This window comes from Lysinibacillus fusiformis (assembly GCF_016925635.1).
Taxonomy (GTDB): Bacteria; Bacillota; Bacilli; order Bacillales_A; family Planococcaceae; genus Lysinibacillus; species Lysinibacillus fusiformis_F.
Genome location: NZ_CP070490.1, coordinates 1,728,622 through 1,744,564, shown reverse-complemented (window position 1 = coordinate 1,744,564; position 15,943 = coordinate 1,728,622). Strand labels below are relative to the sequence as shown.

Annotated in this window: 14 protein-coding genes; 8 read left to right on the top strand and 6 right to left on the bottom strand. The window is 36.5% G+C overall.

The genetic code is table 11. The annotated features are described in order from the left end of the window. Window positions 1-74: 74 nt before the first annotated feature. Window positions 75-1,412 (top strand): IS4 family transposase, encoded by a 1,338-nt coding sequence (locus JTI58_RS08660; RefSeq protein WP_205442175.1) that lies wholly within the window; start codon window positions 75-77, stop codon window positions 1,410-1,412. 630 nt (window positions 1,413-2,042) lie between these two features. Here JTI58_RS08660 and JTI58_RS08655 read toward each other — a convergent pair. Beyond that, a complete protein-coding gene (locus JTI58_RS08655) occupies window positions 2,043-3,020 on the bottom strand; it encodes a tRNA dihydrouridine synthase (RefSeq protein WP_205446260.1) in 978 nt (325 codons plus the stop codon). A gap of 282 nt (window positions 3,021-3,302) precedes the next feature. Between JTI58_RS08655 and JTI58_RS08650 the strand changes: the two genes are divergently transcribed. From JTI58_RS08650 to JTI58_RS08635, 4 genes are all read left to right on the top strand, one after another. Next, window positions 3,303-5,174: a leucine-rich repeat domain-containing protein gene (locus tag JTI58_RS08650; RefSeq protein ID WP_205446259.1), complete on the top strand. Its 1,872-nt coding sequence runs from the start codon at window positions 3,303-3,305 to the stop codon at window positions 5,172-5,174. 203 nt (window positions 5,175-5,377) lie between these two features. Continuing rightward, window positions 5,378-6,052, top strand: coding sequence for a peptidylprolyl isomerase (locus JTI58_RS08645; RefSeq protein ID WP_205446258.1), 675 nt, complete (start codon window positions 5,378-5,380; stop codon window positions 6,050-6,052). Window positions 6,053-6,250: 198 nt separating this feature from the next. Continuing rightward, the gene (locus JTI58_RS08640) at window positions 6,251-6,805 is read left to right on the top strand and encodes a sigma-70 family RNA polymerase sigma factor (RefSeq protein ID WP_205446257.1); all 555 of its coding nucleotides are present in this window, start codon (window positions 6,251-6,253) and stop codon (window positions 6,803-6,805) included. Continuing rightward, a complete protein-coding gene (locus JTI58_RS08635) occupies window positions 6,802-7,890 on the top strand; it encodes a DUF4179 domain-containing protein (RefSeq protein ID WP_205446256.1) in 1,089 nt (362 codons plus the stop codon). Before JTI58_RS08640 ends, JTI58_RS08635 begins: the two co-directional genes overlap by 4 nt. Window positions 7,891-7,935: 45 nt before the next feature. On the opposite strand, the gene JTI58_RS08630 is transcribed toward JTI58_RS08635, so the two are convergent. After that, the gene (locus JTI58_RS08630) at window positions 7,936-8,268 is read right to left on the bottom strand and encodes a BRCT domain-containing protein (protein ID WP_205446255.1); all 333 of its coding nucleotides are present in this window, start codon (window positions 8,266-8,268) and stop codon (window positions 7,936-7,938) included. A 112-nt stretch (window positions 8,269-8,380) separates the two neighbouring features. Between JTI58_RS08630 and JTI58_RS08625 the strand changes: the two genes are divergently transcribed. Continuing rightward, window positions 8,381-9,925: a histidine kinase N-terminal 7TM domain-containing diguanylate cyclase gene (locus tag JTI58_RS08625; RefSeq protein WP_205446254.1), complete on the top strand. Its 1,545-nt coding sequence runs from the start codon at window positions 8,381-8,383 to the stop codon at window positions 9,923-9,925. 53 nt (window positions 9,926-9,978) lie between these two features. On the opposite strand, the gene gnd is transcribed toward JTI58_RS08625, so the two are convergent. The 4 genes from gnd to JTI58_RS08605 are packed head-to-tail and all read right to left on the bottom strand — an operon-like array spanning window position 9,979 to window position 15,032. Further along, window positions 9,979-11,379, bottom strand: coding sequence for a decarboxylating NADP(+)-dependent phosphogluconate dehydrogenase (gene gnd, locus JTI58_RS08620; protein ID WP_205446253.1), 1,401 nt, complete (start codon window positions 11,377-11,379; stop codon window positions 9,979-9,981). 25 nt (window positions 11,380-11,404) lie between these two features. Continuing rightward, on the bottom strand, window positions 11,405-12,751 hold the full coding sequence (locus JTI58_RS08615) for a GntP family permease (RefSeq protein ID WP_205446252.1): 1,347 nt from the start codon (window positions 12,749-12,751) through the stop codon (window positions 11,405-11,407). A gap of 15 nt (window positions 12,752-12,766) precedes the next feature. Continuing rightward, window positions 12,767-14,308 carry a gluconokinase gene (gntK, locus tag JTI58_RS08610; protein WP_205446251.1) on the bottom strand — a complete coding sequence of 514 codons (1,542 nt, stop codon included), beginning with the start codon at window positions 14,306-14,308 and terminating at the stop codon, window positions 12,767-12,769. Next, window positions 14,301-15,032, bottom strand: coding sequence for a GntR family transcriptional regulator (locus JTI58_RS08605; protein WP_205446250.1), 732 nt, complete (start codon window positions 15,030-15,032; stop codon window positions 14,301-14,303). Before JTI58_RS08605 ends, gntK begins: the two co-directional genes overlap by 8 nt. A 237-nt stretch (window positions 15,033-15,269) precedes the next feature. Here JTI58_RS08605 and JTI58_RS08600 point away from each other — a divergent pair, with 237 nt between their 5' ends. Both JTI58_RS08600 and JTI58_RS08595 read left to right on the top strand, forming a co-directional pair. After that, a complete protein-coding gene (locus JTI58_RS08600; protein WP_205446249.1) occupies window positions 15,270-15,479 on the top strand; it encodes a hypothetical protein in 210 nt (69 codons plus the stop codon). A 188-nt stretch (window positions 15,480-15,667) separates the two neighbouring features. After that, window positions 15,668-15,943, top strand: coding sequence for a hypothetical protein (locus JTI58_RS08595; RefSeq protein ID WP_205446248.1), 276 nt, complete (start codon window positions 15,668-15,670; stop codon window positions 15,941-15,943).

Genomic DNA, 15,943 nt, shown 5'->3' with positions numbered 1-15,943 from the left:
TTCCTTTATTCGTTGGTTCATATTTCTCTTATCAAGGTATAGATAAGTACACTTGATAAAGGAGGTCCAGCAAAATGAAACCAGAAAATATTCAATTACTTGCGCCACTTTTTCAGATACTTGGGAAAAATGAAGTAAAAGAGGTGGGTAGATTATCGGGTTTTATTCAACGCGAGCGTTCGTTTAGTGCGGCACAATTTTTACACTTTCTGTTTTTGAAAAAGAGTGAGATTATCAGTGATTCGCTTGAAACGCTTTGTACGGACTTGGCGGAGCAGGATATATTTATGACGAAATCGGCTCTTAATAAACGCTTTGATGAACGGGCTGTTACTTTTTTGGAAACCATTTTTGGACGATTATTCAAAACGCAGCTTCAACTCGCCTTCCCCAAGCTAACGGGATACACATTTACTCGAATACGTATTTTAGATAGCACAACGATCAAATTGCCAGATGCCTATCAGGGAAATTTTCAGGGTGTCCATTGTTCGTCTGTTAAAGTGCAAGTGGAGTTTGATTATTTAACCCAACAGCTACTTTATTTTGATTTAATGAACGGACGTGATGCCGATAATCCAGCAGGAATGACGCGATTACCTTTGATTCAGGAGAGAGAACTGGTTCTACAGGATTTAGGCTATTTTCAATTCGATTTTTTTAAAAAGGTGCACGCAAAAGGTGCTTTCTATATCACAAAAACGAAAAAAGATACGCAATTGTTTGTCGAAGTAAGTCATCCACCTCGTCATCCAAATGGGAAATTGATTGAAAGTCGCCGTTACAAACAAATTCATTTAGAAGAAATCGCATTAGATATGGTACGTGGCGAATACAAAGAGTGGTCCCAATTATTTGTAGGACGACACGAAAAAATGCCTGCACGTTGTATTCTCTATCGCCTCTCAGAGGAACAGAAAAAAGAGCTACACAAGCGGGAAAAAAGAAGACGTCAAAAGAAACAAGGGCAAGTCCATAAAAATGAAGTAGAACAAATACCTGGAGTGGTCATCTATTTAACAAATGTACCAGAGGATATGCCAGCAAGTGAAATTCATGAACTTTACCGATTACGCTGGCAAATCGAGCTCTTATTTAAAACATGGAAATCAGATTTAGAAGTCGATAAGGTGAAGAAGGTGAAGATTGAACGATGGTTATGTCATTTCTATCTTCAAAGTATTGTGCTTTTATTGACTGAAATGATCATGGGAATGATGAGAAATGATCTATGGGTGACAAGAAAACGGAGGATTAGTGAAAGAAAGACGGTCCGGTTGATTGCAAAACAAATAAATCGACTTTTAAAAAGTATGTGGCATTCGAAAAAACAGCTATATGTCTATTTCGATACGCTCACCCGAAACGTTTCGTCATTTTGCCTAAAGTGTAAAAAACGCAAAACTTCTTAAAAGTCGATGTAAACCCAATATTTGGATGGATAATTTGTATAGTTTATTTAGTGAGGCCATTTTTCCCTCACTCCTTGTGTAATACCCATTTTAAACAGAAGATAAACACACGAAAATCTGGCGTAGGATGTCTGATGTTTTCTTAAGGACACGGCTATGGTCAAGTAGCCCTCCACTCCAACCTACAAAATGTTAACTTTTTAGCAAAGGTTTTCAAATAAAGTGAAGGTCTTCACTACCCATTTTATGGAGGGCTTTTGACACTCATCACTTCTTCGCAATGAAATTAAGAGTCTATCCTTTCTCTAATCATACAAATAATAGGCTAATTTGATTACTACGGCTAGCTAGTATGAAAGATAAGGAAAAGCCACTTTTGCAGAATGGTTGATTGGAGTGGAGCCAGCGTCACTCCTAGGGGATTTAGCGTCACAGAGGAGACCCTGGAGCGAACGGAAGTGAGTGAAGCGGCTCATCGAACGCCCCCTGGAAAGGACGCTGGCGGAACGGAAATCAACCCCTCACCTTGCAAAGTTGCTTTTTCTGCCGTTGACATCATCTTTTTTTAACAACATGGGAGATTGGCTATAGCCAATCTCCTCTTTATTTATCGCAACTTATAATAAAGATTTACTCCGTTAGTTCGAGAGTAATATACGCAGCTAGTAATTCACGGACTTCATCAGTAGAATTTGCGTTCAGTAATTGAACTCTCAATTGACTAGCCCCTTTGAAGCCACGTACATATATTTTAAAGAAACGCTGTAATGCTTTAAATGAACGCGTTTCGAATTCCTTGGCATAGTGGTCATGAAGATCAAGGTGTAAGTACAGTAAGTTAAGGTATTCTTTGGCGCTATGCTCTTTAGGTTCCTTTTCAAAGGCAAATGGGTTTGAAAACACACCGCGTCCAATCATTACACCATCGATACCGTATTGCTCAACTAGTTTTAGACCTGTTAAACGATCAGGAATATCACCGTTGATTGTCAGTAATGTTTGAGGAGCAACTTCATCACGTAGTTTTTTGATATCTGCAATTAATTCCCAATGTGCAGCGACCTTGCTCATTTCTTCCCGTGTACGGAGATGAATAGAAAGATTGGCGATATTCTGTTTTAAAATATGGGTAAGCCACTCACGCCATTCTGCTACATCCGTAAAGCCAAGTCTTGTTTTAACACTAACTGGTAATCCACCTGCTTTGGCTGCTTGAATAATATCTGCGGCTAGTTCAGGGTGAAGAATTAAGCCAGCTCCTTTACCTCTTTCTGCTACATTATCAACTGGGCAGCCCATATTAATATCAATTCCCTTAAAACCTAATTCCTTCATACCAATACTCATTTGACGAAAATGTTCAGGGTTGTCTCCCCAAATATGTGCAACAATGGGTTGCTCATCTTCTGTGAAAGCTAAGCGGTTACGTACATTATCTAAGCCATCTGGATGACAATAGCTCGTCGTATTGGTGAATTCCGTAAAAAATACATCAGGTCTCCCTGCCTCCTGAATGACATGACGAAATACAACATCTGTCACATCCTCCATAGGAGCTAAAATGAAAAATGGCCGTGGTAAATCAAGCCAGAAATTATTTTGATTCATTGATAAATATCCTCTCTTTCCAAAATACTACCTTGCAAAAAGATATCATATTTACATTATTTCTACATAGTTAATTGGCTTAGCTTAAGGATGGAAATGCATAATCGTATTTAGACTTAGGTTCTCTTAGATTAGAGGAAAAAATATAATAAGTTAGAATTTGAAAAATCTGGCTCTGCACTGCGGATTTAGTCTCAGGTAGTTTGCCTATATTTCATAAATATTGACATTTATTTTTTAGACAACTAAGCTTAATGGAAAATAGAGTTGGGAGGGCTGCCAGTGGAATTTATTAAATTAAATTGTCCAAATTGTAATGGGAAAATTGAATATAAAGAAGAGCAAACATTCAAATGTCCTTTTTGTGATACTGAAATCATGTTAAAAGAGAATAAAGTTTATTATGTAGATCAAACGATTAATAATTATTATGGGACAGCTTCTCCTAATACAACATCCCGTCCAAAAACAAATTTAAAGCTGCTCCTTCTGCTACCAATTATCATGATGTGCGTATTCCTTGGGTATTTCCTTTTAAGCAGTAATCAAACAGAGCATGGAAACCGTGAAGAAATATCTGTTCGAACAATGCCTGAAAGTGAAGTTCTTCTGTTCTTTTTAAAAGATATTTTTGATAAAGGTGGGGCGATGCCAGCAAAAGAAGAGATGGCAAGTATTCGATATTTGGCTGCCTACTATTCTGACGAACAATGGCATTTTGATTATAGTCTAGAAGATCCTTTTACAAATAAGGAAGCTAAAATTTCTACGTATATCATTATGGATAAGATATTAAATACGCAAGAAATCCAACAAAAGGACTTTGAGGCCTTTACTGGACTAACGGTTTTAAAGCTCATGAATGATTATGAAATATCACAAAGTGAAAAGGTAAGCTTCCAACATCTTAAAAACTTAAAAAGTTATACAGGTAGCTTTAATGAATCATTTAGTAAAATTGCAGAATATTTTAGTGATAAGTCAAATGTTAAAGAGCTCTCTATCCAAATTAGAAGTAATGATGAACTTGCTTTATTATTAGAGTTTCCTAATCTTCAATCACTTGAACTATCTTATGTGACTGAAGAGGTGACAGATTTTCAGATTCTAAATAAATTACCACTGAAATCACTGTCCTTAAACTCAATCAATGATTTAAAGTGGCTGTCTACATTTACTAATTTAGAGTCGTTAGCAATAGACATTAGTGAAGCTACAGATTTTAGCCCACTTTACTCACTGACTCAATTACAAGAATTGAAGCTTACATCAGTAAGAAATTTAAAAACGCTTGATTTTATACAAAACATGCCTAAACTACAATCTTTAGATCTTGAATCCATGAATATAATCAATTTAGATAGGCTTAGAAATATGTCATCTTTAACAAAGCTACGATTAGCCTCTCCTGGTCAAGTGGAATTATTGGATATTGTGAACAGTCTAACGTCACTGACGGAGTTATCGTTAACTGGTTATCATGGTGATATGTCATCGATTGTAGTACCCCATTTGAAAAAAGCAGAACTAAAGAGTTCGTTTTTACCAAAGTTAGAGGCACCAGCTTTAAGAGATTTGACGGTTTCTATAAGCGGTTCGGAATCCCAATTGAATGGTGCAGAATTATTGAAATATCCACAGTTAGAACAGCTTACAGTCATGGAGTATGGCATTCTTAAAGGTATTCGTTCATTAAATGACCTACCAGATTTGCAAACAATCAATTTAAATGAGACCCTCTTTTATGAAGAAACCAATGACTTATTCAATTTACAGCACGTAAAAACGTTAAACTGTTATGAATGTAATTTTCAAGTGAATAGTAAACCATTTACGAACAACGTGCTAGAGCATTTAACTTTGAAGGATGTCTCGATTCAAATTGATAATGACAATTGGGTACAAGAAGTGGATAAGATCATGCCTTACTTTGCTGGCTTTTCAAATTTGCGTTCTTTCACGTTACAAGATAGTTCACTACAATCGTTAAATTTCTTGGGAAATTGGCAACAAATAGAGGTGCTTCATTTAGAAAATAACGCCATTTCAAATGTAGAGCCATTAGTGAATTTACCTAACTTAAAAAAGCTATATATTTTAGGAAATCAGGTACAAAATCAATCTGTTTTAGACAAAGGGATTATCATTTATTGAGGTCATGCACATTTATAAAACAACTAAATTCCAAATGTGTAAGCAGAGAATATTGTCATTTTGCAACATACCACTTTAATAGAGTAGAAATAAAAAGTAGAGACGATGATAGGAATATCCTGTCATTGTCTCTCTTAGATTTGTCCTAAAGATTGGATAGTTTTATAATGAATTGATGTTTAACAAGAGGAGTTGAAAAGGATATGTTCGCACGTAATAAAGGTTTGTATTTTATGCTATCACTACTTGCCATTATTGTTGTTTTGACAGGCTGTGGTACAGCTAAGGATAGTGATAAAACAGAGAGTAACACGGCTAAGGAAACGCAAGAAGCAGTGGATTATGCGTCAAAGGTAAAGGAAAATCCAATTGTGACGATTACGATGAGCAATGATGAAAAAATTGTTATTGAATTAGAGCCTACTGTAGCACCGAATACAGTAGCTAACTTTATTGCTTTAGTAAAAGATGGATTCTATGATGGCCTTATTTTCCACCGTGTTATTCCTGATTTTATGATTCAGGGTGGAGATCCTACGGGAAATGGTACTGGAGGACCTGATTATACGATTAATGGTGAGTTTTCTTTAAACGGATTTGAAAATAATATGAAGCATGAACGTGGTGTTATTTCGATGGCCCGTTCAGATGATCCAAACTCAGCAGGCTCACAATTTTTCATTATGGTAAAGGAAGCATCACATCTTGATGGGAAATATGCTGCTTTTGGGAAGGTGATCGAGGGGATGGAAACAGTCGATGCCATTGTTGCGGTTGAGAGAGACGCCACAAATAAACCACTAGAAGATCAGCAAATGAAAAAGGTAGAAGTGGATACAAAAGGCTTTGATTATCCAGCACCTCAGGTAAACAAGTAGTTTGTGTCTCAATGCTATTTGCTAAAATCCAAAACTTAATATAAACATTAGAAAGGCTAAATCAATTGAGATTTAGCCTTTTATATTTGTTAAAAAATTGAAATTATAAATATTTTTGCGTAATATGAGAAGAAATTTAAGATTGAGCGATGTTTTATATAAAGGATCCTTTATGTTGGTGGAAGAAAGGGTGTTTGCATGAGGGTAACAGATGAAAATTTTATAAAACATCTTAAGAAAAAACGGGAAGAAGCACTTCAATATGTCATTGATGAATATATGGGGATTGTCAAAGCGATTATTTATAATGCTCTAAAATCCTATAATGATCCTCAAATAATAGAGGAATGTATTAGTGATACATTTCTAGGGGCTTATGAAAATGCTAAACAATTTAGAGGCGATAAAGAGGATTTTAGAAGATGGATTTGCACGATAGCAAAGTTTAAAGCCATTTCACAACAAAGAAGGTTGTCTAAAACGCCATATTTTTATGAGCTAAATGAAACAGGTGAAGCCGCAATATCGGCTGAAGAGGAATACTTAATCAAGACAACGACGGAGGAATTGCTCATAATGATGAAGCAATTAGAGCAGTTAGACCGAGATATTTTTACGATGAAATACTTTTTAAATATGAAAAACGAAGAAATTGCTATCCATTGTGGTTTAACAAAAGCTGCTATCGATAATCGATTATATCGTGGGAAAAAACGATTACAGCAAATTCGTTTGGGGGGAAGTATGACATGAAAAAGCTATATAAACAATTTAATGATTTAAATCTTGATATCAATATAGAGCCGATGGAAGTGAGCACGGTTGAAAAAGAGAGAGTTAAAAGAAATGTCATGATGGTCAAAAAGAAAAGGCAATTCATTAAAAATTTTATTGTTGCAGCTACTTTTTTTATTGCGTTCAGTATGACACTTGGTTATACATTTCCTACATTTGCTGCAAATTTACCGTTTATCGGAAATATATTCGAATTGTTTATTGATGATGAAAGGTATGTATTTAACAATTATGATCACTATTCTACAAGTGTTGGAGTGAGCCAAGAAAGTAATGAAGTTGAAGTCACCGTTACAGATGCTGTATATGATGGCGAAAATATTACGATTGCTTACACTATTAAAAGTGAAAAGGATTTAGGAGAAAGGCCAGTATTATATGGTGAGAATCGTGAACTAACTGCTGAGGAATTTGGTAATAGGTATCGATATGACGGCTATTCAACAAATTATTTGGTTCAAAAGATAAACAGCAATGAGTATGCAGTATTGTATATTTTTGAACTCATTAGAGGCTCAAAGCCCGAGGAAGTTCACATTAATTTTCAAGGAAATCAAATTGTTGATTTAAATAATGTAAATAATTCAGTAGCAGGCGACTGGGCATTTGAATTTACTTTAGAGAAGCTTGAAAGTGAAACAATAAAGGTGGAAAAGGATAGTATGAAAACAGAAGGGGAAGGTATAAAAATTGAAGCTTTTAAAATAACGAAAACACCTATCTCTACAACATTTTATCTTTCCGAAGAAGTTTTGGTGGAAAAAGAAAATGAAGCTTGGCGAGGAGTTCTTATTGACTATATTGTGACAGATGATTTAGGGAATGATTATAATGTCATTCATTTTAGAGGAACTAGTCATAATACTGATTTTAAAGGGCGTGGAAATTTCCCTCGTATTGTTGCAAACAACTTTGATGAACAAGCTACCTCGATTATGATCACCCCTGTAGTAGGTGTATACAAAATTAAGGATAGTACAGGAGCATTAGAACCGATAAAAGAGCCGTATACATTGAAGCCTATTGTTGTTCCGATAAAGTAAAAATATGAAAAGAGTATGTAAGAAGAACAACCTTACATACTCTTTTTACTTGTCAATTTCCCTTGGTATCGAAATAAGCCATAAAAAATCATCTTCTATCAAGATTTGAATGTCTTGCCCCTGACTCATTAGCTGCTCGGCTTTATGCTGCTTGGCGCTTATACCGCGACGTTTATCACCAAGAATGACGAAATCCGTTTGCTGTGTAACAGCTCCCTGTAAATACCCTCCATAAGCTTTTACTTGTTTGGCGGCTTCGGAACGTGTCATGGTGGAAAGTGCGCCTGTAAAAACGATTTGTTTATTATAAAAAGGGTGGGTTAGATTTTCAACTGAATCAGAAAAGAAAATGATTTCTGCGTTGTCCTTATTGATCATATTCGTTACTCCTTAAAAATTCACTTTTAGATGCAATTTAATCAATAAATAAATCCACAAAATTTTATATGTATGCTACATTAAAATTAAAAATTTAAAGAGGTACATAGACATGAATTCGCAATTGACTGCTTTCATTACTCTTAGCTGTACATCAGGTGTACTAAATTTGTATTTATGTTTATACGTATTTCTACAACGCTACAATTATACAAAAATTGCTCAATTGTTTATTAGTTATACCGCATTAATTGCGGTATATTGTTTTGCCTCTGCTTTTGGTTTAATCGCTACAACATTGGGCACCATCAAGGTTTGGACAGCCATCCAATATGTAGGTATGGCTTTTTCAACGCCTCTCGGATTATTGTTTATCATGCAATACCTGGGTTTTCGTCTAACAAGGAAAAAGATAATGGCCCTTCTTGCCATCCCTTTTATTAGCTTAATTATGGTTGCTACAAATGACATTCACCATTTTCATTATAGAGTATTTGAAATAGATCCTGTATTAGGGACGCCATATGTTTATCAGGAAATTGGCATATGGTATATCATTCATGGCATGTTTACTTTTGGCTGTATGTTCGTATCTTTTTTATTAGTATTAATCCATTGGAAAGAGACTACTAAGGCCTATCGGCAACAATTAATTGCCCTCATGTGTGGTCAACTTATTCCTATGATAACAGCATTCATCTATTTATTGGGCTTAACACCTCAAGGGGTTGATCCTGTTCCTATGGTATTATGGGCTTCTTCATTTTTGTATTTATGGTCTATTAATTCCTCACGGTTATTTAGGGTGATGCCTGTTGCCAAGGATGCAATATTTCATAGTATCAATGATGGGGTTATTGTGTTAGATGAATCTGAACGATTAATAGAGTTTAACCAAGCCTGCAGCAAGGTATTCCCTCAGCTAACCAGATCCATGATTGGTAGGGACATTAGGAAAGCATGGCTTGAAGTAACTGGGCAAACGATGCCCTTTACATTGGAGGCAGCGGTGAATACGCAAGACATCGAGATTGTGCTTTCGAATCATACTTATCAAGTGCGCATTACAGAACTACAGCATGTTAATCATGGTAAGGGATTATTACTCATTTTCACTGATATTACAGAGTTAAAGGAGCTACAAAGACAATTAGAACAACAGGCTTATTATGATGAACTTACACAAATCAATAATCGTCGAGCCTTTTTCCAACAATGTAATCAAGCTTACAGCGAGGCAGGAGAAGCATCATCGGCTTTTACTGTCATTTTAATGGACATCGATCATTTTAAAAACGTCAATGATACGTATGGGCATGCTATTGGTGATCAATTACTAGTTCATGTCGTAAAGGTTTGTCAGAGTGTATTGAAAAAAGGAGAACTGTTTGCACGGTATGGCGGTGAGGAATTTGTTCTTGCGCTCAAGGACCATACATTATCAGAGGGACAAGCATTAGCTAATTTGCTCTGCAATAGCGTAGAATCCCAACCGCTTATGACTACGGAGGGAGCAATTCGTGCTACCATTAGCTGTGGTGTAGCTGAAGGTACAACAGGACAAGAGACATTGTATCAGCTTTTAAACAATGCGGATAAAGCATTGTATGCGGCAAAACAAGCAGGACGTAATCGAGTACATGTTTATCTAGAATAAAAAAGCTAAAATATACAATCATTGAGGGAATGATGTATATTTTAGCTTTTTACTTACCAATTTGTATGGAAAACACCTTCTGCATCAATTCGCTCATACGTATGCGCACCGAAATAATCACGTTGTGCCTGTAACATATTAGCATTAGATGAACCTGTTCGATAACTATCGTAATATGTGAGAGAAGCACTTAAGCAAGGGAATGCATTTCCTGCTTGGATGCCTTCACAAACTATTTTTCTTAATCCATTTTGATAATCCTTCGTCTTTTCTGCAAAGTATGGATCAATTAATAAATTATCTAGTGAAGGTTGCTTTTGATAGGCTTCACTAATAACATTTAAAAATTCTGCTCGAATAATACAACCACTACGGAAAATTAATGCAATATCTTTTAGTGGTAAATGCCATTCATAAAGCTCAGATGTCATTTTATATTGTGTAAATCCTTGCGCATAAGCACAGATTTTCCCCATGTATAAGGCTTGGCGAACGTATTCAATCCAGACATCCTTCTCTAGATTTTGCTGATTGTAATTTGGTACAGATAGTATTGCCTCTGCTCGAATTCGTTCCTCTTTTAATGATGAAATATAGCGGGCGAATAAGGCCTCCGTAATAATTGATGTAGGAATTCCATTATCTATGGATTGCAGGCTTGTCCATTTCCCAGTCCCTTTTTGACCAGCTTTATCAAGAATCATATCAATCAGCGGTAATCCTGTTACCTCATCTTTTTTCCGTAAAATTTCAGCTGTTATTTCGATTAAATAGCTTTTCAATTCGCCTTGATTCCATGTTTCAAAGATAGTAGCAATTTCTTCAACGGATAATCCTACATTTTTTCTTAAAAACGTATAGGCTTCCGCAATGAGTTGCATATCGGCATATTCGATTCCATTGTGTACCATTTTGACGAAGTGACCTGCGCCTTTAGGACCTATATACGTACAGCATGGTGTATCATTCACTTGTGCTGCAATCTTTGTCAGAATAGGTGCTACTTTGTCATAGACCTCCTGATCGCCACCAGGCATGATAGATGGCCCTGTCAATGCGCCTACTTCACCACCAGAAATACCAATCCCTAAATAACCGATTCCTAAAGCTTTTAGTTCATCGTATCTACGCTCTGTATCTTTATAATGAGAGTTACCGCCATCCATAATCACATCGCCCTCTTCAAGGAAAGGCACTACTGATTGAATAACTGAATCAATGGCTTTACCAGCTGTAACCATTAAAAAAATCTTTCTCGGTTTTTCTAAAGCTTGTACAAACTCTTCAATTTCATAGTAAGGAGTAAGCGCCTGTCCTTCGACTTTTTGTAGAAGCTTGTCGGTTAAATCTCGTGTGTAATTATAAACGGCTACTTGCTCGCCCTTATTAGCCATGTTTAAAGCGATATTACTGCCCATAACACCTAACCCAATAACGCCTATTGTATTTAACATTGTGCTTGCTCCTTTTTAACATTTTTTAAACAAATAAACTAAGTAATAAAATAAACCCTAAACCAGCCACAGATACAATTGTTTCTAGCAAGGTCCAAGTAGCGAATGTTTCCTTCATGCTTAACCCAAAATATTCTTTAAACATCCAGAAACCAGCATCATTGACATGGGAAGCAATTAAACTTCCTGCACCTGTTGCCAGTACGACCAAGGCAAGATTCACATCACTTTGACCTAACATTGGAATGACTAGCCCTGCTGTTGTTAAAGCAGCAACTGTAGCAGACCCTAATGAAATACGTAATATAGCGGCAATAATCCATGCTAGTAAAATTGGCGATAAGGTAGTGCCTTGGAAGAGTTCAGCTACATAATCACCAACACCACCATCGATTAATACCTGTTTGAAGGCGCCACCGCCACCAATTATTAAGAGCATCATACCAATATGCGAGATTGCTGTTGTACATGATTCCATTACTTGCTTAATAGGAATTTTCCTTGCGATTCCCATTGTATAGACAGCAACTAATAAAGAGATTAGCATGGCTGTACCAGCTTCGCCGATAAAGCGGATACCTGCTAAGAAGCCATTATCTTCAAAGCCAACTGTTTTTTGTAACAGTGTAACAATAGTAGCAATGGACATTAAAATAACGGGTAGTAATGCAGTGAAAACACTTATACCAAAACTTGGTGTGTCCTCTAGTTCAAATGTTTTTTGTTCACCTAGAGAGGCAATATTTCCAGTTTTGTTGAATGATTCAGGCACTAACTTTTGCGCCAATTTTGTAAATAATGGTCCTGCTAAAATGACAGTTGGAATGGCGATGATAAAGCCATAAAGCAATACTTCACCAATGTTTGCCCCAAATTCACCAGCGATGACGGTAGGCCCCGGATGAGGTGGCAGAAATCCATGTGTGACTGATAATGCTGCTGTCATCGGAATTCCTAAATATAAAATAGAAACTTTTAATTGTCTTGAAATGGCAAAGACAATAGGGATTAATAGCACAAGTCCTACTTCAAAGAAAAGAGCGATACCGATAATAAAGGATGCGGCTACTACAGCCCATTGGATGTTCTTTTCCCCAAATTTATTCACAAGGGTCATGGCAATGCGCTGTGCACCACCAGAATCCGCAATTAACTTACCTAGCATGGCACCAAGTCCAAATATTAAAGCTAAGTGACCCAGCGTGCCGCCTAATCCAGCTTCAATTGTTTTGACAATAACATCTAAAGGCATACCGAGGGCTAGTGCGACACCGAATGAAACAATGATTAATGAGATAAACGTATTTAATTTAAAGCCCATTATTAAAATTAATAGCGCAATAATACCAATACCTACAATAACTAATGGCATGTATTCTCCTCCTCTTTAGTCAGGCTTAATTAAGCTCCTTTGATACTGAGCAATTGACGCATAGTCATCTGCTAACACTCTAGATAAACGAATGAAAATTGGGAGTAGCTGTCTATATTCTTTGGCCGCCTCTTCGATTGGTGTATGCTTATAAGTGTCACCAACCATATCAGCGACAACGTCAAAGGAATAGATTTTTCCCATAGCATATAAGCCTAAAATACAAGCACCAAGACAGGAGCTTTCATAGCTTTCAGGGACTACCACTTCCGATTCAAAAATATCAGCCATCATTTGTCTCCAAATCTCAGAGCGTGAAAAACCACCTGTTGCTTGAATACGAGTGACAGGGCTTTCCATACATTCGAGTAAGGCTAAATAGACAGTATATAAATTGTAGATAACCCCTTCGAGGGCAGCTCGTATCATATGTTCTTTTTTATGAGACATGGTTAAACCAAAAAATGAACCGCGCACATCTGGATTCCATAAAGGCGCACGTTCACCTGATAGATAAGGATGGAATAGCAGTCCATCAGCACCAGGTCTAACACGTTCAGCGATTTTCGTTAACACTTCATATGGATCAATACCCAGTCTTTTAGCTGTTTCAATCTCAGAAGAGGCAAACTCATCACGAATCCAGCGTAATACCATACCACCATTGTTTACTGGTCCACCAATGACCCAATGGTTTTCTGTTAAGGCATAACAGAAAATTCTACCCTTCACATCTGTTTTGGGTTTATCAATTATCGTACGGATTGCACCGCTTGTCCCAATTGTAACGGCAATCTCACCTTCTCTAATGGCATTCACCCCTAAATTGGAAAGCACGCCATCACTTGCGCCAATGACAAAAGGTGTTTGTGGGTCAATGCCAATTTGTTTAGCTAAATGGACATTGCAGTTAGAAAATAACTTAGTTGTTGGTACGAGTGTCGATAATTGTGCTCTTGAAATACCTGCAATGGTTAAAGCTTCCTCGTCCCAATCCAATGTGTGGAGGTTCATCATACCCATACAGGAAGCTAATGAATAATCCACAACATATTGGTCAAAGAATTTTTTAAAGATATATTCCTTAATACCGATATATTTCTTTGCTTTATGAGCGATTTCGGGATGCTCATTCACCAGCCAAGTGATTTTGCTTAATGGGGACATTGGATGTATAGGTGTACCCGTTCTTTTATAAACTTCATGTCCATTCCATTCATCTTTAATTTTATGTGCCCATGCTTCACTACGATTATCCGCCCAAGTGATGACAGGTGTTAACGGTTGGTCATTTTCATCTACAGCGATAACACTATGCATAGCACTACTAAAGGAAACAAATAGTAATGGTTTGTCGGAATGGACTTTCATAATACTGGTAATGGCTTGCAGTACAGCTTGAAAGATTTCTTCTGGATTTTGTTCAGCTGTCGAAATATCAGGGGTATATAAGGGATACCCGATATTTTCTTGTTGAATAACCTTTCCGTGTTCACTAAATAATACGGCCTTTGTGCTAGTAGTCCCTATATCAACACCTAACATATAGTTAGTCATCTTGTTGCTCAACCCCTTTAGATAGCATTTGCTGTGAACGCCATAGATCTTCTACTTTGCCTTGAACATCATCAAAATTTTCATGTAAGGATTTAATCATGAGTTCTCGGTCTTTGGCTCTAATCGCATCAATATATAGTTCATGATTTTTCACAATTCGAGTGAAATCCTCATATTTTTCTTTAAAGCGCATGCGCATAGATAGCAAAATCAAGCCTTCCATTACTGGTTTTAAATTATTCCAAATCATTGTGATATAGGAATGTCCAATGGAGCGAATGATAGCCTCGTGGAACATAACATCCTGGTAAGAAAATTCGTCCGCATCACTATATTTAATGGCAACCTTCATCATTTCTAATGTTTTGCTAAGCTCCATTGCTAAGTTCGTTGTATCCATTTTAATTAGACGTTCAAACACGAATGTTTCAATCAGCAAACGAACATCATAAATTTCTTCTATTTCCTTTTCTGATAAACCGATGACAACAGCACCCATTTTTTCTAATCGAATGATATTTTCAGAAGCTAATATTCTTAAGGCTTCACGAATGGGTGAACGACTTACTTCAAAATCAGCTGCCAGTTTGTTTTCAGAAAGAATGGTACCGCTTTCAATTAAGCCTGAAATAATGCGCATTCTAAGTTCATATGCTACGCGATCTCCTGTTGACGCCTTAGAAAGCCATTTTTGTGGATATAAATAGTCCTTAGATTCGCTCATAATATCACCTTTTTTAGTTTTGAGTATACTTGTATACAAGTATTATAGTCAGAAAGAAAATAAGATTGCAAGCGACTTACGAACAATTAGAAATTGAAAAAGCCTCAACACTATACTTAGCTAAATAAAAAAAATAATGCACATTGTTTTTTTCTCATTGGACAAACTTTAGAATGAAAAGTTCCTAAAACACATAAACAGTTTTAAAGCTTTTCAAATAATCGATGGAGGATGGTTATGTCAAATATGAATACAAATCGTAACAAAACAACAAATGGTACGAGAAGTGCAAATAAAACAAACCAACAGCGTCAGAAACTTCATCGTGAGGAGTTTGGTGCTGAGTTTGAGCTTGATTCAGCTTCAGCACAAATCAACAACTTTGCTGAAACACAAGGAAAAACCGGTAGCAAGCAACCAGCCAGTGAGAGGACTGCCTGGCACTAATTTATATTTGACAACTATTCATTACATTGAGGGGAGAACTAAGGCAGTAGCCTTAGTTCTTTGATTATAGCCTGGGAAATATTGTGTTTTGTAACTTGGCGTTATTTTCTTCCATACATATTTTCGGGGCATTTCATAATACTACATCTAGAACAATGAAAACTTTTTAAGAAGGGAAGATGTATACATTGGCTAAGCACTCCGATACAAGTTGGAAGCAAGATCATCCTAGTACATTGTTTAGTAACTCCGTGCTAAAGGCAGATCGTTTATTGAAGCATGCTAAATCACATCCAGAGGAAATAGCGCTAGAACATGCTTTCAATCAAATTAAGCATGCTGAAAATGCACGTTTCAATGCAGAGCAATATGGTGAACATTTGGATATTGTGCAGCAAAATAAAGAAAGCCTAGAGCAAATTAAACAGCAATTACATGAAATGAAAGACGATTTGAATAAGTAA

Coding starts and splice junctions, on each gene's coding strand:
- JTI58_RS08660 (WP_205442175.1), top strand. CDS start 75: ATGAAACCAGAAAATATTCAATTACTTGCGCCACTTTTTCAGATACTT.
- JTI58_RS08655 (WP_205446260.1), bottom strand. CDS start 3,020: ATGAATCAAAATAATTTCTGGCTTGATTTACCACGGCCATTTTTCATT.
- JTI58_RS08645 (WP_205446258.1), top strand. CDS start 5,378: ATGTTCGCACGTAATAAAGGTTTGTATTTTATGCTATCACTACTTGCC.
- JTI58_RS08640 (WP_205446257.1), top strand. CDS start 6,251: ATGAGGGTAACAGATGAAAATTTTATAAAACATCTTAAGAAAAAACGG.
- JTI58_RS08635 (WP_205446256.1), top strand. CDS start 6,802: ATGAAAAAGCTATATAAACAATTTAATGATTTAAATCTTGATATCAAT.
- JTI58_RS08630 (WP_205446255.1), bottom strand. CDS start 8,268: ATGATCAATAAGGACAACGCAGAAATCATTTTCTTTTCTGATTCAGTT.
- JTI58_RS08625 (WP_205446254.1), top strand. CDS start 8,381: ATGAATTCGCAATTGACTGCTTTCATTACTCTTAGCTGTACATCAGGT.
- gnd (WP_205446253.1), bottom strand. CDS start 11,379: ATGTTAAATACAATAGGCGTTATTGGGTTAGGTGTTATGGGCAGTAAT.
- JTI58_RS08615 (WP_205446252.1), bottom strand. CDS start 12,751: ATGCCATTAGTTATTGTAGGTATTGGTATTATTGCGCTATTAATTTTA.
- gntK (WP_205446251.1), bottom strand. CDS start 14,308: ATGACTAACTATATGTTAGGTGTTGATATAGGGACTACTAGCACAAAG.
- JTI58_RS08605 (WP_205446250.1), bottom strand. CDS start 15,032: ATGAGCGAATCTAAGGACTATTTATATCCACAAAAATGGCTTTCTAAG.
- JTI58_RS08600 (WP_205446249.1), top strand. CDS start 15,270: ATGTCAAATATGAATACAAATCGTAACAAAACAACAAATGGTACGAGA.